Source organism: Novipirellula artificiosorum (genome assembly GCF_007860135.1).
GTDB lineage: Bacteria > Planctomycetota > Planctomycetia > Pirellulales > Pirellulaceae > Novipirellula_A > Novipirellula_A artificiosorum.
Genome location: NZ_SJPV01000004.1, coordinates 388,705 through 410,047 on the forward strand (window position 1 = coordinate 388,705; position 21,343 = coordinate 410,047).

Sequence of the window (21,343 nt, forward strand, 5' to 3'; positions counted from 1 at the left end):
CACCATGCCCATTGCCAACGTCCTACAAAAACTACCATTCCTCGACTCGCTGAGAGGTCCCACCAAACGTGGGCCGGTGTTGTTTGCGTCGTGGGATCAAGTCAATGTCTACTTTCTTGTGGTCAAGGAACGCAAAGACACAATCGGCGCAATCGCCTGGGGGACCATCGAACGCGAAGCCGAAAAACCATCGCTCGAGGTGTTGCATCGGCATTTGAAACAACAACAAATCAGCGCGTCACGTCTCGTTTTGCTGTTGCCCCGAACGGACTTGGAGATGACAACCGTCGAGATCCCGCCTGCCGAGGAAGGTGAAGTGGCTGCCCTTGTTCGGGCGGAGGTGGAACAACTGATTGGCGACAGCGATCATGATTTGGTCGTTGACTACCGACTGCTCGACGGCGCAACTCCCTCTCCGATTTTGGCACCGCAAGCAAAGGAACCGGACAAAGACCAGCCCGCCGAAAGTGATCCGGTCACCTCTCGGCCCCACACTGCGGCGGCGTTCTCATTAGAAGAAGGCGAGCTGAACCAGTGGAAAGAGGCGACAGAGAAGATCGACTTGCAACTCGCTGCATTCACATCGCGACAAACGGCGCCGCTCGCACAACTTCGCACGAAACGTGTTTTTCGGTCCCCCTTATCGGTGCTGATCGTCGTCTATGAAGGTGAAGTGGAACTGTCGTTTTTTCGTGGCAACCGCTTAGCTTCGCTGCGAACGTTTCGTGCCGGCAGCCATGATGTCGGATCCCTGACCGATCAAATTCAGACCGAGGTCCAGCGCAGCATTTCGCTGATGGACTTCGTCGCGCCCGGCGAACGGCCTGAGCTTTTGGTGCTGGTCCGAAGCCCGCTTGATGCCTCAGAGGATGTGCAGCCCAAGCAAGATGTTAGCGACGAATCGTTGTCGTTGTGCGAGTCACTTGATGCGAATCCGGTTTACTTGGCGATGCCGGTTGACTCCAGTAGCAAGCAGGATGACCCAGCGGATTCGCGTGACGCCGATCCCGTCTTGGTGGCTGCTGCCTATGGATATGCACAGCATCAATTGGCAGTGGATTTGGTACATCCCAAGGTGCCACCCGTGCCACCGAACCCAATCCGGCGCTGGGGATCGATCGCAGCCCTTGCCGCAGGCAGTTTGGGGATCGTCTCCTACACCATGATCGCCGACGTGAACGACTTGAAGGGGCAAGTCAGCGAGCGGAAGTTGGAATTGACCGAAGCGGAGCAAATCGCCGGTAAGATGCAAGAGAAGGCCGATGAGACTCGCTTGGTTCAGCAGTGGCTTGGTGATCAGGTCGATTGGCTTGGCCAACTGCAAAAGCTCTCGGGACTGTTTCCCGAAGGCCAACGCGCAAATGTTCGGCGTTTGAGTGCCAATGTGGATGGCACCACGGGAGTGTTTGACCTGTCGATCCAAGTGAACGATCCGAATCGCGTCGCCGAACTTGAGAATCGACTCCGCGACGCAAACTTTTCGATTACCAGTAAACGCATCAGCGAACAAACCAATAACGAAGAGTATCCATGGCAGTTTGAAGCTCGCATTGCATTCCCCATCGCTCCGCTGGAGGAACGAGAAGAAGAAACCTTCCTGTTGAACGGCGAATCGGAGAACTTGGGAATGAAGAACGCGGATTCCGAGTTCGCGAAACGCGAAAACTTAGCAGAACCGGACAGCGAGGAAGGCACGGAAGTGGAGTCGTCAGCAGACGCCATGGTTTCAGAGGTCAGCGAGAACGCCCTATGAACGAGAACCGAAGAACGCTTTTACTCGCGGCTGGTGCCGGAGCCATCGTGCTGATGTATTTTGCCGATGCCGGTTATCGTTCCTTCATCGAGGTGCCGACCAAGCGATTGGAGGTCGAATTGAAGGCGGTTGAAGGCAAGATTCAAGATGCAAACACTTCTCAGATTACGGGAAGACGTTTGGCGAACCAATTGGAGGCTTGCGCCGCTCGAGCACTTCCCTACAATCCCGTGTTAGCTCGATCACGCTATCAAGATTGGTTGTTGAAGCTGGTCGAACAACACAAGATGGAGTCCGCCTCGGTTGACGCCGAGACACCACGCCCCATTGAAATACGATCCCGATTGTCGAAGAGAAAGTCGAGACTCGTGGGCCATCAAATTGGCTTCACGCTGAGGGCACGAACGACGTTGAACCGGTTGACCGATTTCCTTCATGACTTTCATCGCTCGGCACAACTGCACAAGATCCGTAGTTTCTCGTTGTCACCGCTTGTCAATGGCAACCAGCTGGATTTGAATTTGTCGATCGAGACACTGTCGCTTGAAGCGACAGAGCGCGAAGGCGGATTATCGATGTTGGTTCGCAACGAACAGAGTTTTCCGCCACGAGAGCAGTTCAATGAATTTGTCAATCGCAACTTGTTTGCCAAAGGGTTTTCGAAATCGCTAGGCCAAGTTCGACTGAACGCGATCACACAGAATCGATCCGGAGAGCAAGAGGGATGGTTTTCCGTGGGTTCGCCACCGCGAACGCAAATCGTCGCTGAGGGGGAAACGTTGGATCTTCCGCTACACACGGTCACGGTCAAGACGTTTCACGAGGATCGAGTGAATTTGTTGGTGAACGAGTTCGATTGTTGGATTACGCTAGGTGAAACCCTGGGAGATGTGTTGGGCAATCCCACGACGGACACCGTCGCGACCTCGTCCAATGAGATGACGCTCGATGGATCCGTGCCACTTGACCACTCGCCTAACGAAACCACCGTCCCAGGCGAAACCGGTTCAAGTGAAACGGTGATCAGTGAAACCGCGTTGAGTGATAGCGAGCAAACGAATGATCAGACAGCGAACGATTTCTAACATCATGCGGGTCATGCTATTCCTGGCGATCAGCCTATTGGCTTCGAATGCCGAGGCACAGTTGTTTGGTGCACGAACGCTCGGGCAACCCTTGACTCGCCGTCCAAATAGCCGCAATGTCGCCCCCGCTGAAATTGAGTCTGCGGGAGTTGTGGAAGGGGATGAGCGTTTTCTCAGAGACAATCGGTCGCGAAATGACTTCGTGGGATCCAACCGTGGTGCGTTGCAGGGGTTTGTCGGAAGCGAACAAGCCATAGGCGTGGGACGTGTACGCACCTCCGTCGAATCTCTCCGTGACCCGCCTGATCTTTCTACCCAAATCAACCGCCCGCTACCGCGACTGCGCCGCGGCACCATGTATTACCCTCGGTTGTCGATCGATGGATTTGATTTATCAAGCAAGTCGTTTGCAGCAACGGTTGTTTCGAAACGAGACATCAAGTTACAGTCGCTGCTGACACAAACGGCTGGATCGAACATTCAGATCGAACATCAGGGCGACCGCACCATTCTACGTGGTTCGGTGGCATCGGAGCAGATGGCCGAGAAACTCCGAATCCTGGCGTCCTTCGAGCCACACATTCATCAGATCGAAAGCCAATTGACGATTGCCAATCGTTAAGCAGCAAAGCCCTTCCGGTTCGCCTGAGCAAACCAAACGAGGGCGCGTCACCGACCGGCAAGCCGGTCGGTGACATTCTCGATTCGCGTGGTTTCTCGCTTCACTTGCGAAGCGAACGCCACTAGGCAGAGGTTTCTTCCAACTCTTCTTTGGCCGATTCCATCAACTGTCGTTGCACGTCCGCCGGCATGGTTTCGTAGTGGCTGAAGCTGATCGTATAGCTTCCTTGGCCACCGGTGACACTGCTAAGCGTCCGGTTGTAATGCCCAACCGATCGTAGCGGAACTTCACAGTCGATCGAATGGATCCCGCCACGCATCGCGGTGCTGCCGAGCACGCGGCCGCCACGACTGCTCATGTCGCTATAAATGTCCCCCACCGAATCCTCAGGGGCGAGAACATTCAAATGGACGACCGGTTCAAGCAGCGCCGGCTTGGCGTTTCGGAACACATCGCGGAAGCATAAACTACCCGCCATTTTGAAGGCCGCTTCGCTGCTGTCGACAGGATGGTGTTTCCCGAAATGGACTTCCACGGCGACATCTTGAATCGTATGCCCGGCAATGACGCCACGGGCCATCCGTTCGATAAATCCTTTTTCGATGGCAGGCATGAAGTTCCCGGGAATCACACCGCCGACGACGGAGTCGACCCATAGGAAATTGTTCTCGGGATGATGGTGATAAGACTTCAAGTTCGGGAAGCGAGCCTTGACGGCGAACGATTCGATGTCGGTCCCTCGCGGCAACGGCATCATACGAATGTGGACTTCGCCGAATTGCCCCCGACCGCCACTTTGTTTCTTGTGGCGATAGGAACCTTCGGCGGAGGTCGTGATGGTTTCGCGGTAGGGAATGCAAGGGTCATGAGTTTCGATTTCGATCTTGTCCCGGCGTGCCAAGCGTTCGCGAAGCATCTGCAAATGCAACTCGCTCATCCCCGTCATCACCATCTCGCTGGTTTGCGGGTCACGTGACATTTTCAACGTCTGGTCTTCTTCGGTCAATTTGTGCATCGCCGTGGAAAGCTTGTTTTCGTCCCCACGTTTGGTCGGCGATATTGCAACGCCAACCATCGGTTCGGGATATTCGATCGCCGGCAGCTCGAACGTTCCAATCGAGGTTCCCACATGCAGGTCCTCCATTTTCGCGACCGCCACGATCTGACCTGCCGAGGCGGAATCGATCGCTTCGGTCTGTTCACCTTGGACCTTCATGACAGCGTTGAGCTTAATGTCTTTTCGAGCTCCGCTGACATGAACGGCCTGATCCTTGGACAGGCTGCCGCCAAAGATGCGAACGTAACTGAGTTTTTGCACGAAGGGATCGACCCGGACCTTAAACACTTGAGCCGAAAGGGGGCCATCTGCAGATTGATCGAGCGTGACGACTTCCCCGTTTTCGTCTTTCGCGGTCCGTTGAATCTCATCCGGAGCAGGAGTGATTTCGTCGAGTAAATCGATCAGTTCTTTGAGGCCGATCCCCTCTGTTGCGGACACGCAGAGCAACGGAATCGCATCGCCGCTGATGACGGCTTTTCGAAGCAGTTCTTTGATCGATGGGACATCGGGCATGTTGCCTTCGAGGTACTGTTCCATCAAGGCTTCGTCCGATTCGACCAGCTCTTCAACCAACTGCTCGTGGGCGTGGGCAACGTTGACGACGGCTGCTTTGGCTTCGATCGGCAACTCCACCGCTGAGGCAACCGATTTGAAGGATTCGCCTTGTCCAATTGGAATCTGCAGCGGGATCACGCCGGCCCCCCATGTTTCCTGGCACTGCTGGACAAGCGTTTTGAAGTCCGCTTGGGCGTCGTCCATCTTGGTGATGACGATGATTCGCGCGATGCCATGCTTGGCCGCTTCGTCCATGGCTCGACGTGAGTTCATTTGGATGCCGCTGTGGGCATCAATGCAAACCACGGCAGCTTCGACTGCGGCCATGGCGCCAATCATCCCGCTGATAAAATCGGGATAGCCGGGTGTGTCGATGAGATCGAATTCGTTTTCGCCATGCTTCAGACGGACGACGGCAGATTCAATCGAATGATTGTGAGCTTTTTCTTCAGGCTCGAAATCGCAGATGCTGGTGCCGTTGCTCACATCGGGATTGCCGGGAACGGCTTGAGTTTCGGCCAGCAAGCGATCAACCAGTGTGGTCTTGCCGGCCGATGCGTGACCACATATTGCGAGGTTCCTCCAGCGAAGGTCCGAAGTACGTGCCATCAGAAAGACTCCTTAAAGAACAGACCCGGCGACGGTTCAGCTAACCACCAAGGTTGACTGGAGCCACCGAGCGAAGACGAAGCGTCTAATTTAGAGCCCTTGCGCCAGAAAAGCAAAGGCACTATCGGCCTGTGACACTATGCCGCATCCCCGACAGACGTTCCTTTTCGCATTTCGTCGTGAGGTCGCTTCCCACCAGCCCTCCTATGGGTGGCCGGTATGAGCTGACCCCACGCTCCGCCCTCGAAAAAAGCTCGAAAAAGAACTGCTCTCGAGAGAAGAGGGTATCCCAATCGAAACCCTCGCTAGTCGGGCTGGCGGATCCAGAAGCGCTCACGCTCAGGGGACGGTGACTTAGAAACCGGCAAGATCGGATCGGTATTGGCGACCGACGCGTTGGTTGCCGAAGTCGCTGAAGGATTGGCACTGGCGCTAGCCAATTGGGCATTCGGTTTCGAATGCGAATCGGGAATGACTCGACCAATCTCGTGTCCCCCATCTCGTGACGGCTCGCTAGACGTCACCGCGACCGACGGTGGCGACACCGTCAGCCCCATGGGCTGCATTTTTGCGATTCCGTCACGGGGTGCTGCTGCTAGTTGCTCTCTCTTTTCAAAGACCGATGCGGTCGCGTTGAATCGCTCTTCGACGATTCCTGGTCGCGTCAATGGAACCGCCAGGTCTTCGTAGGTCAGCGGCTTGGTCGTTTCCTGTCGTTTGGCTGGCTCGTATCGTTGGTTCCATGCGAAAGCGGGGGTTGATGGATCCGAGACACCATCGAGCGCCTGCATCTCCGCCTCCAATTGGGCAACGGGGTCGATTCCGGCTTGGGCCGATGCAGCCATGATCCCGTCGTCGACCGCGGAGTTGGACGCAACCGAGGGCGAAACGGAACCGGCGGTGTAGGGATCGTTGGTGAACGTACTGGTCTCGAGGCTTGTACGAGCAGCGAGACTCGGCTTCGGAACCACGATTTTCCTCGACTCGGGCAATCGTTCGGGCGTTGAGGGGGGCCGGCGAAACGGCAGAGCGGCAAGAGTGCCAGCCGAAACGATCAGCACGCCAAGGGTAAGATTTCGCAAGGGTCGAGCTCACAAACGAGAGTGGTTAATCAGGAAACCGCCAGCTTCGTCCGTGAAACCTTGGCAAGAACCGACAGATCGATCCTCTCCGAAAGGTGCATCTTGCAGTAGTCAGGGTTCGGCAGGGCGGGGGGCAAAGATGCAGCTCGATTTGAAAAAAATCAGAATCTCCTTCTCTTTCCACCGCCGCTGGCCCCTACGTCTTTCCCTGTTTGCCTGATACGATTTGCCGCACCGGCTGACCGGTCGGAATCGACCGGCTGGGGGAGTCCGTGAATGAGTTACTTCTTCTTTAATGTAATAGGGCTATGGAAGCTGGAATCGTTGGTTTGCCAAATGTTGGCAAAAGTACGCTGTTTAACGCCTTGACCTGCTCCCGAGCGGCGCAGAGTGAAAATTATCCGTTTTGTACGATTGAACCGAATGAAGGGATTGTCAGTGTTCCCGACGACCGACTGAGTCGGATCACCCACTACATCACGCCTCAGAAAACGATCCCGGCGATGTTGAAGTTGGTGGACATCGCGGGGATCGTCAAAGGAGCGAGCGAAGGACAAGGCTTAGGGAACAAATTCCTGAGCCACATCCGCCAAGTGGATGCGATTGTTCAAGTCGTTCGCTGTTTCGAAGATCCCGATGTGACGCATGTCTCGGGATCGGTGGATCCGTTGTCGGATATCGACACGATCGAAACCGAATTGATGTTGGCAGATATCCAAACGCTTGAAAACTCACTCGCCAAAGCCCAGCGGTCCGCCCGCAGCGGTGACAAGGAAGCGAAACTCCGTGTTTCCGCGATCGAGAAATGCAACGAGCACTTGGCAAACGACCAACCGCTGCGAACGCTGAAGTTACCCGAAGCCGAGGCGGACGCTATTTCGAGCTACGGCCTGATGACCGCGAAACCGGTACTGTACGTGGCTAACGTTGACGAGAATGACTTGCAGGGCGACGATCCGCTGGTCAGGAAAGTACGTGAATACGCCGAGTCGTCTGGGGCGAGCGTGGTTTGTGTCTGTGCAAAGCTTGAGGCCGAAATCGCCGAACTGGAAGAACCCGATCGCAGTGAGATGTTATCGGACCTTGGCTTGACCGAACCGGCACTCAACCAGATTGCTCGCGAAGCCTACCGGACCCTCGGACTACAAAGCTACTTCACCGCTGGCGAGAAGGAGGTCCGCGCATGGCCGGTCCCGATCGGTGCCACCGCACCCCAAGCCGCCGGTGTGATCCACAGCGATTTTGAGCGTGGCTTCATCCGTGTCGAAATCTATTCTCTTGACGACTTGGAAAACTACAAAAGCGAGAAAGAGATTCGCCAAGCCGGAAAACTGCGAATCGAAGGCAAGGCGTACATCATGCAAGATGGCGATATTTGTCATTTCCTCTTCAACGTTTAGGCCTTTTCCGTTTCACTCCTCCAGAGAACTTCATGAACAAAATGTTGATACCCATCCTTTTTGCCCTTGGGACCGCAGCCTTCTGGGGCTGCTATGGCCCCGCGATTGGCAACGCACAAACACCTCGCGGTCTCGATGGTCGTCCCATGCTTCCCCCCGAAGGCTGGACGCCTTTCAAACCTTACGTCTTCATCGGCATCGCCTACTTGGTGATTGCGATCGCGGGTGGCTTGGTGATGATGAAGGTCAAAGGTGACACGTTTAGTTACAGCGGGGCGCATTTTGCCACGGCCAAGTGGGGTTTCCTCGCGGGAACACTTGGTGCCGGCGGAGCCTTGTGCTTGACCACGGCGATGATGACCAGCCGCGGTAATGCGCTGCTGGTGATGCCGATCGTCTTCGGCGGCGCCGTATCGATCACGGCACTGGTGTCCGTTTTGCGACTGCATGCTGCGACGGTGGTCAGTCCGATGTTGTGGATCGGGATGCTCGTGACGGTCTTTGGCGTCATCATTGTCGCACGAAATACCCCGCATGGTCACGTTGTCCCTGCGAAGCCAGACGTGTCAAACGCTGTCGAAACGGACCCGCATCGCACCGCGGCCGAGGACCCGCTCACGTGACGACGACGAGCGAGCCGCTGGACCCCATGAGTCGCGTGCATGCCATTGATGCTCAACTCACTCATGTTTGGATGGTCCGCACGTTTTTGAAACATGCGGATGAGTCCGAGGATGATGAGGACCTGCGGCAAATCGTTCGAGATTTGTACGATGTCTTATTAGCTTTCGGCCCGATTGAGGAGGTCCGAGCCGAAAGAGATTATCTGAAGGTCGCCAAGAAAAAACTGTCGAAGCTAAGAAAAGCGACAGAGTTCTATGTGGCAATTCAGCCGGAGGTGAGTGGACATACCAATTTTGCCATGGCTGCCCGATCGTTGCGAACCGCAGTCGACAGGATCATCGCAATTCTGAACGAATAAGCTCTTCAAGCTGAGCGGTGATATCGGGTCTGAGTCGACTGACATTGTTCTGGTCATCCACATCATCTGGCTTCAAAAACAGCTTCGGCCCGCCTTCCTGCTGGTCTTGAACCAAGTACCATCGCGCCGTGGTGATTGCGGTCATGCTTGAATCGGATTGAGTGATCACATACGGATGAAAATCATCGCTGTCTTGAGCCCACTGCGACGGTGAGATCAAAGGACCATCCGATTGGCACAGCTGGCGGAGCAAACGCGGCAATTCACTCGCGTTGGCAACCACGGCACTTCGGATTGGCCCGCCAAACATCTCGCTCTTGCTCCCCGCCGTCGCTTGTTGAATCAACAGCGGGATTCGGTGATGGCAACTTCGTAACGGACCGGATTCGGTACCGATCCAGCCGTTTTGGCCCAAACTGAACCCGCTTGCTCCGACGATCACGATCGTCACCGCTTCTGCTTTCTCGGCGAGCGATTCAAGCAGCAAGCCGATCAACCGGTCGAGTAATTGGATCTGGCATCCGTAGGTTCGCATCCAGGACACGACAAGGTCAGGATGGGCATCCTCTGGCAGCGGAAAGGGAGAGATGTCGACCAGGTCAAACATCCAGGGTGGGGCCGGTTGTCCCTTGTCGGTCGGGTCTTCTTCGTCATCCAAATCGGCCCCGTCATTGAAATCGGTTTCGTCACGAGGAACCAACCATCGGGGCGCGTCCCAACAACCGGCGAGTGACTGCGTATGCAACCAAACGCTGCTCCACGGAGCCTCGCTCTCGATACGATCCAGCAACGCCGCAAATAACTCCGCCAAATGTGTCTCTTCGATTTCTTCACAGGGCTGCCGGACAGGGGCCCCCTCGGCATGAAAGGACGGTGGCTCGATCAGCGTCGAAACAGTAAAGGGTGCATCGATTCCACTCTTCGAAACATCGGGGCAATCCGTGATCAATTCGATCGGCCCCCGTTCACGCCACGCCGAAAACCAATCGACAGAGCGTGCGATTTCGCCGGTTTCTGCGGTCTCGGTGCCACACCACCAATTTCGAAGCACCTCGGTGGGCGAATGGCTTCCAGCAATCATCTGCTCCCAGACGCTTCCCTCGCTGGCGATTCGATCGATCGCGGGAGTCGGATTCCACGACGAACCAAAACACCCCAACGCGGCTGTCGCCAGCCCTTCGGCGGAAATCACAATCATTTTCTTTTCTGTCATGCGCACAATCTGACCGACCCGTCCAATCGGTACAAGCCGATCAGCTCAGGAAACGGCTTGGCAAGACCCAATTGGTAAAGGGGTGTTTATCGACCGGGTACTCCGTCCTGTGAGCTAGCCTTGGATGTCCGAAATACACCCTCGCTTGCAAACTGGATTTCTTGACATGCTTTCCGATGCCTCAGGTCTTCATCCAATCGCACCCAATCCGATCGCACTGGTGACTGATCGACCGGATCCCACTGTCGTCCACAACCTGCTCCACCCCACGGGGCCATCGCAACTCCCTGCGTCATGGGAATCTCTGTCCGAGCCGTTACCGCCGCTGGATCGAGTGGACGTTTGGGATGTGCCGTTTGATCGAGTCACTTTGGACCAATCAATCGATCGCATTGAACAACTGATGTTCCGGCGAATTCCAAGCTACGTGATCACGGCAAACTTGAACTATTGCATGCTGCATCACCGCGAGGCGGAACTTCAGCAAATTACTCGTGATGCCGATTTGATCTTGGCCGATGGCCAACCCATCGTGAATCGTAGTCGGTTGGGCAATTCCCCTTTGCCCGAGCGAGTTGCCGGCAGCGAAATGATCTACCGTTTGGCCGAGCGCTGTCGCGATCGTGGCCAGGGGATCTATTTCCTCGGTGGCGAGCCTGGCGTAGGGCAACGCTGTGCGGATACCCTTGCGGAACTCTATCCAGGCTTGCGCATTGCCGGCGTTGAATCGCCCCCCTTCCGCCAGCTGAATGAAGTCGAACAACTGCAACAAGACGCACGGATTCAATCGTCCGATGCCGGCCTACTGTTGGTCGCGTTTGGACAACCCAAAGGCGAAAAGTGGATTCACGCAAACTACCAACGCCTGGGCGTTCCGGTCAGTATTCAAGTAGGGGCTTCGTTCGAGTTTGTTGCGGGTACTTCGAAGCGAGCTCCCGAAAGCTGGCAAAGGCTTGGCATGGAATGGGCGCATCGCATGTTTAGTGACCCGAAGCGTCTGGTGCCTCGTTACGCCTCGAACGCGGCTTTCTTGGCAGGTCGATGTATCGAAGATTGGAAACGTTTGGTGACAAGCTGGGGCATGGGCGAGTGGAGTGACCGTCGATAGCTTTGCCACTGCGGCACCGGTATTACCCCAACGTGCCAACCATTTCCTTTACGCTTTCGGCACCAGCTTCTTTGAGTGCCGTGGGCAATTCATCGATCAAACGTGTGGAAACGGTCGGATCGTAGTAGTTGGCGGTGCCAATCTGAACGGCGCTCGCTCCGGCGACCAGGAACTCCATCACGTCGTCAATCGTTGCGATCCCACCGATGCCCACAATGTGGATGTCGACGGCCGAGGCAACTTGATGAACACATCGCAGTGCAATCGGTTTGATCGCTGGACCACTGAGTCCTCCCATGCCGTTGCCGAGCATCGGTTTTCGTCGTCGCCAATCAATCGCCATGCCGAGCACCGTGTTGATCAAACAAACCGCATCGGCGCCACCATCTGCGGCTCCCTGCGCGATCTCCGCAATGCGGGTTACATTTGGCGTCAATTTGGCGAGGATCGGAACCTTGCACGCGTCTCTCACGGACGAAACCACTTCGCGGCACGATGTCGCATTGGTCCCAAAATCGACACCACCGCTGACATTCGGGCAGGATAAGTTCAGCTCGATCGCGGACACACCTGCTTCGCTACCGACACGCGCAGCAAGTGTGGTGAACTCCTCGCAAGTGCGTCCTGCCACGCTGACGATGACCGACGTCCCGAGTTCGCGCAGATAAGGCAGATGATGCTCGAGGAATGCATCCACCCCATCGTTATCAAGCCCAATCGCATTCAGCAGTCCGGCAGACGTTTCAACGGTACGCCACGGAGCATTCCCAATCCGCGGCTCCGCCGTGATCGTTTTGGGAAGCACCGCCCCCAGGCGTGGCACCTCGACGACCTCCTGCATTTCACGGGCGTAACCAAACGTCCCCGATGCGACCATGATTGGGTTTTTCAGAGTCAAGCGTCCGAGCGTAGTGGTAAGCATGGCAAGAGCGTGGCAGCGATGGGGAAAGGGAACAGCGAGCGGCGAAGTTTAGCACACGCTCATTGAACTTGTCCAATCCCAGGCGAACTGCTAGCCATCCAATAGGGCGTTCTTTCTACAGCGGCGAGAAGCCCCCAGGGTGATAAACCCGCCGATCAACACAAGACTCGAAGGCTCGGGAACGGCGGTCACCGTCAAGGAGCGAGTGTTGAATGATCCCCCCGACGAAACAGCCAGACTTTCTAAACCCAAGCCCGCCACGCTGCTGTCAAAAGTGGTGAAATCACCATCTAATGCCGGGTTGAAATCAGACAAACGGAAAACCGTTTCCCCAATCGTCGAGGGTGCAACCAGATCAACGGTCCCAATAAGAACTTCCCGCTGTTTATTGCCGAGATCGTCAGAGTCCTTGCCGGGCTGCATCAAGGTGGGCCCAAAAGCTGCGTAACTAAGCGTGTCCGCGTCATTGGCAACCGTCTCAAAGCCCCCCGTGGTATCACAAGCAAGGTTCAAGAAAGTGCCGTCCGAGCCGGACGCCGATAGGTTTACCGCACACGCGTTCAAGTTCGATGCTCCCAGGATGGACGTGTCGGTGTCACCGATGCTTTCTCGCAAAATCACCTGGGTTCCGTTAAATGATTGGCCGGGCGAAGTGTTGATCGACGTGTCAATGGCGTATCGTTCGTTGTCCCCAGCCAGGTTTCCGATTCCATCGCAGCATTCAAAACCGTGTCCACAACATAGTCACCTGTGGAACCTGAGACGCCACTCACTCGAATTTGGTACGTTCCACTACCAAGGATTGGAACGGTTTGCAGCAGCAATGTGTTGCCGGGAGCCGGCGCCGTTGCGCTCCCCAATATCGTGCCTCCTGGATCTCGGACCTCGACCAAGGCGTGCAACGGATCGTCGGTTTGCAATGTCAATGACAGTGTTTGGCCCAGATCAAGAGAAAGCGAGAAGGTGTCGATCTCGCCGGGTTCGGAAATGCTGCCACTTTGCGAGCCATTGAGAACAACCGTCTGCTGCAAGCTAGCGTCTTGGCCGAACGGGTCGCTTGCCAACGAAGAGTCGTACTGGCTTGAATAGTCGTCGGCGTACTGGCTGGAATAGTCCTCGGCGTAGTGACTGGAGTAGTCGTCGGAGTACTGGCTGGAGTAGTCGTCGCTGTACTGGCTGGAGTAAGTCTGGGCCGCCTCAGCTGAAGAAGCTTGCTCGGCATACACGGCGCTATAGTGGTCGCTCAAATCGACTGGCCCATAGATTTCCATCTCTGCGGTCAGAAGCAGCCTCGACTCCAGCAATTCAGCGGAAAGACGCCTGCGACGCTTTGATTGCCAGGGGGCGGAATTTCGAAGCCGTCTGTTTCTACTCATCGATCTCTCCCCAGTGTGGTATCGATTGTCGCGGATAAACTGCGACATGCGAAAACCACCCTAAACCAACTGGGGGATTCAATGTTGCGATCCGGCCGCCAAAAACTGGGCTATAATGTCGCATCCCGATCGAGCCGTTTAGGACAGCTGCTCGCTAATCTTGCTCATCAGTTCACGAGCAACATGCTCTTTGTCACCATGAATCGAAGCGATCACGGCTCCTTCGCGATTGATCAGCTCGACATCGTTTTCGTTTGAATCAATCGCTTGCGGACCATTGCTGACGATCAGGTCACAGCATTTCTTCTCTAGTTTCACGGTTGCCCGGAAGCGGCGATCCTCGGTTTCCAGGGCAAACCCTACGACCCATTGATTGGGCCGTTTTTTCTGTCCCAGCATGGCGACGACGTCGGCGGTTTCCACCAATTCCAACTGCAGCGGCTCGCCGGTCTTGGCAATCTTCTGTGTTTGTATGAACCGTGGCATATAATCACAAGGAGCCGCCGCCCCAATCGCTCCATCGCAATCTGCGAACGCAGCAGTCGACGCGGCTAGCATTTCATCGGTCGTGACGACTGGAATCAGCCGAGCAGCCGAAGGGTAATCGACACTCACCGGACCCGAAACAATCACAACTTCGTGACCTTGATCGATGGCAGCCACAGCGAGGGCAGCCCCCATCCGACCACTCGACGCATTGGTGAGGTAGCGAACCGGGTCGAGGTACTGCCGCGTGGGGCCAGACGTAATCAGGATGCGAGCCACGAAAGAAGATGCTTTTGGAGGGGCCGAGAGGTCTACGGGGATTTCTTGGGGTGGAGCGTCGCATCGATGATCCGATCGACATCTGCTCGCGATAAATCCATCATCACCGCCGCCAAGGCAAACAGACGTTTTTCGGCTTCTTCCAGATGCGCGTCCGCAGCCATCACTCGAACGAGTTCTCCAAGCAGTGCCTCACGCTCCAGCGGATCAACCGGCAATTCCAATGCTGCGTTGTCGCCCAGTCCAAACTCGACTGCCTTTTGCAAATCGTGCTCGTCCAAGCCCAGCGCAAGACAACGATCTGCCACCAAGTTGACTTCTCGCTCACCGAGTGAACCGTCCGCAAGGGCCATGACAACCAAGTTCCGTAACAGTCGCCTGCGTTTCGTAAGGGTTTCATCGCTCATAGAAGTCAATCGTACCCGGCTTGATCGGCCGCGAAAAGCCCTGCAAACGCGGAGTGTGGCAAAGGGCGTTCGCCAACCTTACGAGCAATCGATCAGCTCCTTTTGAAGCCAGCGGAGTTCTGCGGCAATGTCGTCGGCGAGTTCCCGTTTTCGCATCGCCTCCGGCAACACGGTCCAGGCATAGGTTTCGACCTCGTAATGCCCCGTGAACTCGATCCTCGGCTCCAATTCGCTCGTCGGCCTCTGTAACGCGAGCAGACAATGACGGATCTCTGCTTGGCTCGTCGACAAGCGGCCAAATCGTTCCAGAAAGATCGGCACGTGAAAATGGACCACCCAGCGCCGGTCCCCTCCCGCCGGATCGCCGCTGCGTGGGATCTGGTCGAGCAAATTGGGAAGATCCTCGGCCAGGCGAAATGACCCGTCTTCAAGCAAGCGGCCGGTTTGGTGCAAGTAGCGGTCTTCGGCAAAACCGGCAAGCTGCTCGGCAGTCTCTTGGCGTCGCCCGATGGCCATCGAATCCCAATCGGCGACGACAGCGCTGCTAACTTGCACCTTGCCGATCGTGATCCCTGCGGCCGCATACTTACGCAGCACCTCCGCTTGAGATTCCATCATCACGGCGCTGTGGCATACGTCGTGGCAAACGGTCAAATGGCGCCGGTGGGCCGCATCGGGTAACTCTCTTTCGAACCACCCGAGGACATCCTCGGCTGTATCGAGAATGCATCCCGGTTCGGGTTCGATGGCCACGACGATTTGACGTCCCGACCGCGACTCGATCCTGGCTAGGAATGCCGCCAATTCCCGCAGGTTTTCCCCGGCCCGGTTCATTTGCTCGGTCGTCACGAGATCATCCAGCCAACCGATCGGCAACGTACTAATGGATCCAATCCGCTGAGTCGGCGGCATCAGTCCTAGCAAGATCGTTGCTAGTTGCTTGGTGTAATTCAATCGCCGAGGATCCCACCACGCCGGTTCGTAAACACGATGTTTGACGATCGGATCATGAAAATTGTCGTACGGAAAACCGTTGATCGTGAACGCCTGCAAGTGGCGTTGGTCCAAAAACTGTCGAAAATCGCTCAGCGAATGGCTTCCGCTTGGTCCCGAGCCCGCCAATTCACGGGCTGCTTTTTCTGGCAGCCAAAGACCAACGCCCAGCGGTTCGTCGCCTGTCATCAACCGATGAACATCGGTCGCATGGCGCTGCAGGTTGTCGCGGATCGCCGGCAAATCAACGCCCGCATGCACATTGGTGCAATAGCCAATCGTCACCGACATCGATGATCCTCATGGAAGAAGTGATTCAAACTAATTCGGAGGAAGTGTACAAAACAGGCTAACCGGCGTCATCACCGAAAGGACTCCCCCGCGGACGGATTCCTCGTCGAGTTTCGGTGGATCGTCGAATCTGACATCGACAAGCCTCGCTTTGGTGAAGAACGCGGGCCCTCTCCTGCGACAGACCCGTCGCGACTCTGGATGCCTCGCAAAACCGTCGATGAATTGGATCAGCAGCAACTTGGGTGCCATCGGACGAGTCCTTGGCGGCACCGAGTTTGCTTGATGCACACGTTTCGTTCTGTCTGCACTATAATCAAGAATCATGAACCGCTGGGAACGAATCGAAGGCTCTCCGTTGCCGCTTGGAGTCAGTTGGAATGCGGAACAGGGCGCATTCAACTTTTCCCTCTATTCCAAGCATGCCGAGGTCGTACAGTTGGTGCTGTACTCCGCTGACGATCTCGTCCACCCCTGTTTCGAGTTCACCTACGACTATCTCAAGAACAAGTCAGGGCCGGTGTGGCATTGCCGGGTGGCGAGGTCGAACATCACCGATGCTCGCTACTATGCTTACCGCATCGATGGCCCAGCACCCGGCGCCGGCTACCATTATCACCATTTCGACTACAGCAAGGTGCTGCTGGATCCCTATGCGCGGACCGTCTTTTTCCCCAAAGGCTTTCGTCGGGACGCGGCATGCGGGCCAGGATCCAATGCCGGCCGGGCCCCGCTCGGTGTCCTCTCGGCATGCGAATGTCCGTTCGACTGGGAACAGGATCTTCGGCCTCGACATGATCATGATCTGGTGATCTACGAGCTGCATGTTCGTGGGTTCACGCAGCGAGACAATTCGGGTGTTCCCCTCGCAAAACGTGGCACCTTTCTCGGTATTGTTGAAAAGATCCCGTATCTACTTGAACTTGGAATCACCGCATTGGAATTGATGCCGGTATTCCAGTTCGATCCCGACGCCGGTGACTACTGGGGCTACATGCCGCTCAATTTCTTTTCACCCCACCATCGCTATGGTACCGATCCCGAATCCGGCAACCAGCAAGCCGAATTCCGGACGATGGTCAAGGAACTCCACCGGGTGGGAATCGAAGTGGTCTTAGATGTCGTCTATAACCACACTTGCGAAGGGGATCACACCGGTCCGATCTACAGTTTCAAAGGCATTGACAGCACCTCCTTCTACATGATGACGGGGCTCCCAGACCGACCGTATGCGAACTACAGCGGTACAGGCAATACGTTGCATACCGCAAACCGTTCCACTCGCAAGATGATTGTCGATAGCTTGCGTTACTGGGATACGGACGCGCATGTCGATGGATTTCGTTTTGACCTCGCGTCGATTTTTACGCGCAATTCAGACGGTTCCATCAACATTGATGATCCGCCCATCATCAGCGAAATCGTATCCGGCCTGGAACGGAGCAACAACCGATTGATCGCAGAACCTTGGGATGCCGAGGGTGAATTCCAACTGGGACGCAAATTCCCCGGGCAACGCTGGATGCAATGGAATGCTCACTATCGCAACACACTTCAAAGGTTCGTTCGAGGTGATTCGGGGATGGTCGGCGATCTGATGACTCGGCTCTACGGAAGTGACGATTTGTTTCCCGATGACCGTTTGCACGCCTTCCAGCCGATGCTAAGTGTGAACTACGTTGCCTCCCACGACGGATTCACACTCTACGATCTGGTTTCCTATAGCCACAAACGGAATGAAGCGAACGGGCAAGAAAACCGAGATGGAGCAAACGAATTCAGTTCGAATTGTGGATGGGAGGGGGATCATTTGGTGCCCGAGGAAGTCGAACACCTTCGCAGACAACAGGTCAAGAATTTTGCCTGCCTGCTCCTCCTCTCCAACGGTACTCCGATGTTTCGAATGGGAGATGAGTTTTTGCAGACACAGCACGGCAACAACAACCCTTTCAATCAAGACAACGAAACCAGTTGGCTGGATTGGAGTCGACTGTCCGAGGCTGGCGATATTTTTCGCTTTTTTAAGCTGATGATTGCGTTCCGCAAATCGCATCCGTCGATCAGTCGTTCTCGATTCTGGCGAGACGATGTGAAGTGGTATGGCGCCAATCATGCGGTGGATCTGTCAGAATCGTCGCAGCAACTCGCGTACTGCTTGCATGGCGCGTCACAAAACGATGTTGACCTGTACGTGATGATCAATGCGGGCGTCCAGACGACCACCTTCGGAATCCATGAAGGCGCAATCGGTGATTGGAAGCGAGTGATCGATACCGCAAAGGCAAGCCCTGGAGATTTCTCAGAGGTGGGTGAGAACGTCAATGCGGTCAGCTATCAAGTCAGCCCCTGTTCCGTCGTTGTTCTGCGGAGTCGCGACGTTTGCAGCTTGCCCTTGCAATTGCCCAGCCTTCATTCGGACTGACGTACCCACTAAGATACGCCCACGCCTTGCGACTTGCACTACCCTTCTCTTGTCTCGAATGAGCTTGAACCAGAACAAACGATGCCAAGACAGAAAGGCAACACCCCCGAACGACCGGGTCGAGAGCTTCGCTTTGCAGCCTGATGCGATGTCAGGCGGGCTTTCCGCACCAAGAACCGCAATGAGCAACAGGGAGCCGAAGGATCATGACGGATTGCGGATGCCGATTTGAACCAACTGATCAACAGCAGCGGCAGACGTTGAGATTCGTCTTACTGATCAACCTGCTCATGTTCATCCTCGAGATCACGGTTGGTATCCTGGCGGAATCGACGGGGCTGACCGCGGATTCGCTCGATATGTTTGCCGATGCGAGTGTCTATTCCATCAGCTTGTATGCCGTTGGTCGGGCAGCACGAATTCGACGTGCCGCCGCAGCGGTAAGCGGTGCACTTCAAATCGTGCTCGGAGCTGGGGTTCTTTTTGAAGTCTCTCGGCGGTTCGTCCTCGGAGCCGAACCGGTCGGTTCGGCGATGATGATCATGGGAGCGATCGCTTTGGCGGCCAATGCCTTTTGCCTGTTGCTGCTCGCCAAACACCGGCATGGCGATGTCAACTTTCGCGCATCTTGGATTTTTTCCGCCAACGACGTGATTGCCAATACTGGCGTGATCTTATCCGGTGTCTTGGTGTTGTTACTTGAATCCCAGATCCCAGACCTCATCATCGGCATTTTGATCGCCGGAATTGTCGTCCGAGGCGGCATCCGCATTCTGAGGGAGGCAAGCGTTTCCGCAGAGCCTTGCACGCCACGGTAACCCCCAAACGCCTTTTTCGATTTGACGTGACCTCCGAAAACAATCTCGTCGATCAAGAACGCATTAGGCCGCCTCGCATTCATGATGTTCATACCCGCGATGATCGAATACAATCCCCATCACTTCGTTGCATCTCAACCGTTGGGCAGAGGGGGCTTGTGAAGGGTTTCGACGCTCCGACGCTTGCTGCCGCATGGAGGTAGCACCGCGACGGCCCCAATGCAAATGCCGCGGCGGTTGCGTCCCTGCCAATGGCCCTGAACCGAGTCTTGTACATTCATTTATTTCGACAACACGCTAAGGTGTGCTAATAAGCACACCGGAAAGACAGCGTGAGCGTATTAGCTCAGTTGTTATGATTCCATTCCGCTCATCCAGTGCTATTTTGAAGTACCATCGGTTGGTATAGGGAATGCACGGTGTTTTGCCCGGACGGGTCGTGCTCTTATCTTCGTATTGAGAAAGAAAATCCAATGACTAGGCCTTCCGTTCTGTGTGCCACCGATTTTACCGCCGCCAGCGAGGAGGCGGTCCGCGTTGCCGTTGACGAGGCGCTCCGTCGTGACGCCAATCTAGACTTGGTTCACGTTTGGTATCCCGTCGATCCCGTCGCGGCGGACATTTCGTCGGTTGGACTGCCGGTTTGCAACACCGACACTCCCGTTGAGCTGCGTGCGGTACTTGATCGGATTGCCGTGTCGCTGCCGCCCGATCGTGTCCAACGTTTCTTGGAGGTGGGGATTGCCAGCGAGAAAATCGTCGCAAAGGCAAAAGAGCTTGGGAGTGTCGTGTTGGTCGTGGGTACCCACGCCAGAGGACCGTTCATGCGTTGGTTTGTCGGCAGTGTGGTGAGCGAGGTCTTGCGTCATTCACCTTGTCCGGTATTGGTTTGCCGTACGCCGCCTCAGGCGATTCAGCAGGAAGACGGGAAACAAGCCGAGCGAGGCATTCGCTCGAGCGAGCTTCATTAACGACTCAATCAAGGCGATTTACTGATGACGAACGTGATTTTTGCAACGGACGGCTCGCAGCAAGCAGAGCAAGCGGCAAAGTTCCTTTGTCGCCTGCCTTTGGTGGGCCCCCTGAACCTTACGCTGCTAACCAATGTGTTCATTCCGTCGCACGATGCCGATGCAGCCGATCCACTCTTGAAAGATTTTCGCGAGCATCAAGAGGCCGAAGCAAAGGCCTATTTGGCGAAAGCGGAATCGATTTTAAGTGAGAAAGCGGATTCGATTGGCCAGCAGATTGTCCACGGTCACATCGGCCACAGCATCGTCGAGGCGGCGGAGGCATCCAAGTGTGACATGATTGTGATGGGGGCCAAGGGGCATTCCGGCATCGGCCGAATGCTACTGGGAAGCACGAGTGACTACGTCGCAACCCACGCACCGTGCAATGTGATTGTCGTGCGTGGCTCTTCTCACCATGAAGCAACCGATCCCCTTGACCTGACCCTTGCCTACAACGAGACGCCTGCGTCACAGCGCGCGTGTGAGGAGGTTGCCAAGTTGGAGTGGGACGCAAGCACTCGGGTGCATTTGCTTGGTGTGGTCCCCTTGTTTGAGGGTTTCAGCCAGGATCTGATGCCGAACATCGTTCAATATCGTACCGAGCAACGTGTGGCGGCGATGCGACACCTTGAAACCGGCCGCGAGTTATTCCCGATGCTGCGAGATCGCATTTCACTCGACATTATCGAATCACCTCATGTGGGAGAATCGATCGTCAACGAATGCGACAAGCAGGGCTGTGACTTGGTGGTTGTGGGAGATTCACGTCGCGGTTCGATTAGCCGGATGCTACTGGGTAGCGTTTCGCGGTTCGTATTGCGCCACGCCGAATGCAGCGTTTGGATCGCAAGATCTAGGCCTCGCTGA

Annotated in this window: 20 protein-coding genes; 11 read left to right on the top strand and 9 right to left on the bottom strand. The window is 55.7% G+C overall.

Features of this window, described 5'->3' with window-relative positions; translation table 11 throughout:
* Window positions 1-4: 4 nt before the first annotated feature.
* From Poly41_RS13955 to Poly41_RS13965, 3 genes are read left to right on the top strand one after another with little or no spacing between them, the layout of a single operon-like run.
* Entirely contained in the window at window positions 5-1,753 is a 1,749-nt protein-coding gene (locus Poly41_RS13955; RefSeq protein WP_146526806.1) for a hypothetical protein, read from the top strand.
* On the top strand, window positions 1,750-2,838 hold the full coding sequence (locus Poly41_RS13960; protein WP_146526808.1) for a hypothetical protein: 1,089 nt from the start codon (window positions 1,750-1,752) through the stop codon (window positions 2,836-2,838). Before Poly41_RS13955 ends, Poly41_RS13960 begins: the two co-directional genes overlap by 4 nt.
* Window positions 2,813-3,460 (top strand): hypothetical protein, encoded by a 648-nt coding sequence (locus tag Poly41_RS13965; protein WP_146526810.1) that lies wholly within the window; start codon window positions 2,813-2,815, stop codon window positions 3,458-3,460. Before Poly41_RS13960 ends, Poly41_RS13965 begins: the two co-directional genes overlap by 26 nt.
* A gap of 121 nt (window positions 3,461-3,581) precedes the next feature.
* On the opposite strand, the gene Poly41_RS13970 is transcribed toward Poly41_RS13965, so the two are convergent.
* Together Poly41_RS13970 and Poly41_RS13975 are read right to left on the bottom strand one after the other, a co-directional pair.
* A complete protein-coding gene (locus Poly41_RS13970) occupies window positions 3,582-5,684 on the bottom strand; it encodes an elongation factor G (RefSeq protein WP_146526812.1) in 2,103 nt (700 codons plus the stop codon).
* A 305-nt stretch (window positions 5,685-5,989) separates the two neighbouring features.
* Entirely contained in the window at window positions 5,990-6,766 is a 777-nt protein-coding gene (locus Poly41_RS13975) for a hypothetical protein (protein WP_146526814.1), read from the bottom strand.
* Between the two features lie 308 nt (window positions 6,767-7,074).
* On the opposite strand from Poly41_RS13975, the gene ychF reads away from it, so the two are divergent.
* The 3 genes from ychF to Poly41_RS13990 are packed head-to-tail and all read left to right on the top strand — an operon-like array spanning window position 7,075 to window position 9,148.
* The gene (gene ychF, locus Poly41_RS13980) at window positions 7,075-8,166 is read left to right on the top strand and encodes a redox-regulated ATPase YchF (protein ID WP_146526816.1); all 1,092 of its coding nucleotides are present in this window, start codon (window positions 7,075-7,077) and stop codon (window positions 8,164-8,166) included.
* A gap of 32 nt (window positions 8,167-8,198) precedes the next feature.
* Window positions 8,199-8,789: a hypothetical protein gene (locus tag Poly41_RS13985; RefSeq protein WP_146526818.1), complete on the top strand. Its 591-nt coding sequence runs from the start codon at window positions 8,199-8,201 to the stop codon at window positions 8,787-8,789.
* A gap of 26 nt (window positions 8,790-8,815) precedes the next feature.
* Window positions 8,816-9,148: an amidohydrolase gene (locus tag Poly41_RS13990; protein ID WP_146527149.1), complete on the top strand. Its 333-nt coding sequence runs from the start codon at window positions 8,816-8,818 to the stop codon at window positions 9,146-9,148.
* Here Poly41_RS13990 and Poly41_RS13995 read toward each other — a convergent pair.
* Entirely contained in the window at window positions 9,126-10,361 is a 1,236-nt protein-coding gene (locus Poly41_RS13995) for a hypothetical protein (RefSeq protein WP_146526820.1), read from the bottom strand. The genes Poly41_RS13990 and Poly41_RS13995 overlap by 23 nt on opposite strands.
* 166 nt (window positions 10,362-10,527) lie before the next feature.
* Between Poly41_RS13995 and Poly41_RS14000 the strand changes: the two genes are divergently transcribed.
* Complete coding sequence (locus Poly41_RS14000) at window positions 10,528-11,469, top strand: WecB/TagA/CpsF family glycosyltransferase (protein ID WP_146527151.1); 942 nt, start codon at window positions 10,528-10,530, stop codon at window positions 11,467-11,469.
* A 22-nt stretch (window positions 11,470-11,491) separates the two neighbouring features.
* Here the strand turns inward: Poly41_RS14000 and Poly41_RS14005 are convergent, their stop codons facing one another.
* The 6 genes from Poly41_RS14005 to eboE form a co-directional block, all read right to left on the bottom strand.
* On the bottom strand, window positions 11,492-12,391 hold the full coding sequence (locus Poly41_RS14005; protein ID WP_146526822.1) for a dihydroorotate dehydrogenase: 900 nt from the start codon (window positions 12,389-12,391) through the stop codon (window positions 11,492-11,494).
* A 90-nt stretch (window positions 12,392-12,481) separates the two neighbouring features.
* A complete protein-coding gene (locus Poly41_RS14010; RefSeq protein WP_146526824.1) occupies window positions 12,482-13,012 on the bottom strand; it encodes a PEP-CTERM sorting domain-containing protein in 531 nt (176 codons plus the stop codon).
* Window positions 13,009-13,767, bottom strand: coding sequence for a hypothetical protein (locus Poly41_RS14015; RefSeq protein ID WP_146526826.1), 759 nt, complete (start codon window positions 13,765-13,767; stop codon window positions 13,009-13,011). Before Poly41_RS14015 ends, Poly41_RS14010 begins: the two co-directional genes overlap by 4 nt.
* A gap of 138 nt (window positions 13,768-13,905) precedes the next feature.
* On the bottom strand, window positions 13,906-14,532 hold the full coding sequence (locus tag Poly41_RS14020; protein ID WP_231615654.1) for a phosphopantothenoylcysteine decarboxylase domain-containing protein: 627 nt from the start codon (window positions 14,530-14,532) through the stop codon (window positions 13,906-13,908).
* Between the two features lie 32 nt (window positions 14,533-14,564).
* A complete protein-coding gene (locus Poly41_RS14025) occupies window positions 14,565-14,939 on the bottom strand; it encodes a TerB family tellurite resistance protein (RefSeq protein ID WP_146526828.1) in 375 nt (124 codons plus the stop codon).
* 78 nt (window positions 14,940-15,017) lie between these two features.
* Window positions 15,018-16,223 carry a metabolite traffic protein EboE gene (gene eboE, locus Poly41_RS14030; protein ID WP_146526830.1) on the bottom strand — a complete coding sequence of 402 codons (1,206 nt, stop codon included), beginning with the start codon at window positions 16,221-16,223 and terminating at the stop codon, window positions 15,018-15,020.
* A 325-nt stretch (window positions 16,224-16,548) separates the two neighbouring features.
* Between eboE and Poly41_RS14035 the strand changes: the two genes are divergently transcribed.
* The 4 genes from Poly41_RS14035 to Poly41_RS14050 all read left to right on the top strand — a co-directional run bounded on the left by Poly41_RS14035 (window position 16,549) and on the right by Poly41_RS14050 (window position 21,343).
* A complete protein-coding gene (locus tag Poly41_RS14035; protein WP_146526832.1) occupies window positions 16,549-18,645 on the top strand; it encodes a glycogen debranching protein in 2,097 nt (698 codons plus the stop codon).
* A 206-nt stretch (window positions 18,646-18,851) separates the two neighbouring features.
* Complete coding sequence (locus tag Poly41_RS14040; RefSeq protein WP_146526834.1) at window positions 18,852-19,463, top strand: cation transporter; 612 nt, start codon at window positions 18,852-18,854, stop codon at window positions 19,461-19,463.
* A 473-nt stretch (window positions 19,464-19,936) separates the two neighbouring features.
* Window positions 19,937-20,434 carry a universal stress protein gene (locus Poly41_RS14045; protein WP_146526836.1) on the top strand — a complete coding sequence of 166 codons (498 nt, stop codon included), beginning with the start codon at window positions 19,937-19,939 and terminating at the stop codon, window positions 20,432-20,434.
* A 24-nt stretch (window positions 20,435-20,458) separates the two neighbouring features.
* Entirely contained in the window at window positions 20,459-21,343 is an 885-nt protein-coding gene (locus Poly41_RS14050; protein WP_146526838.1) for a universal stress protein, read from the top strand.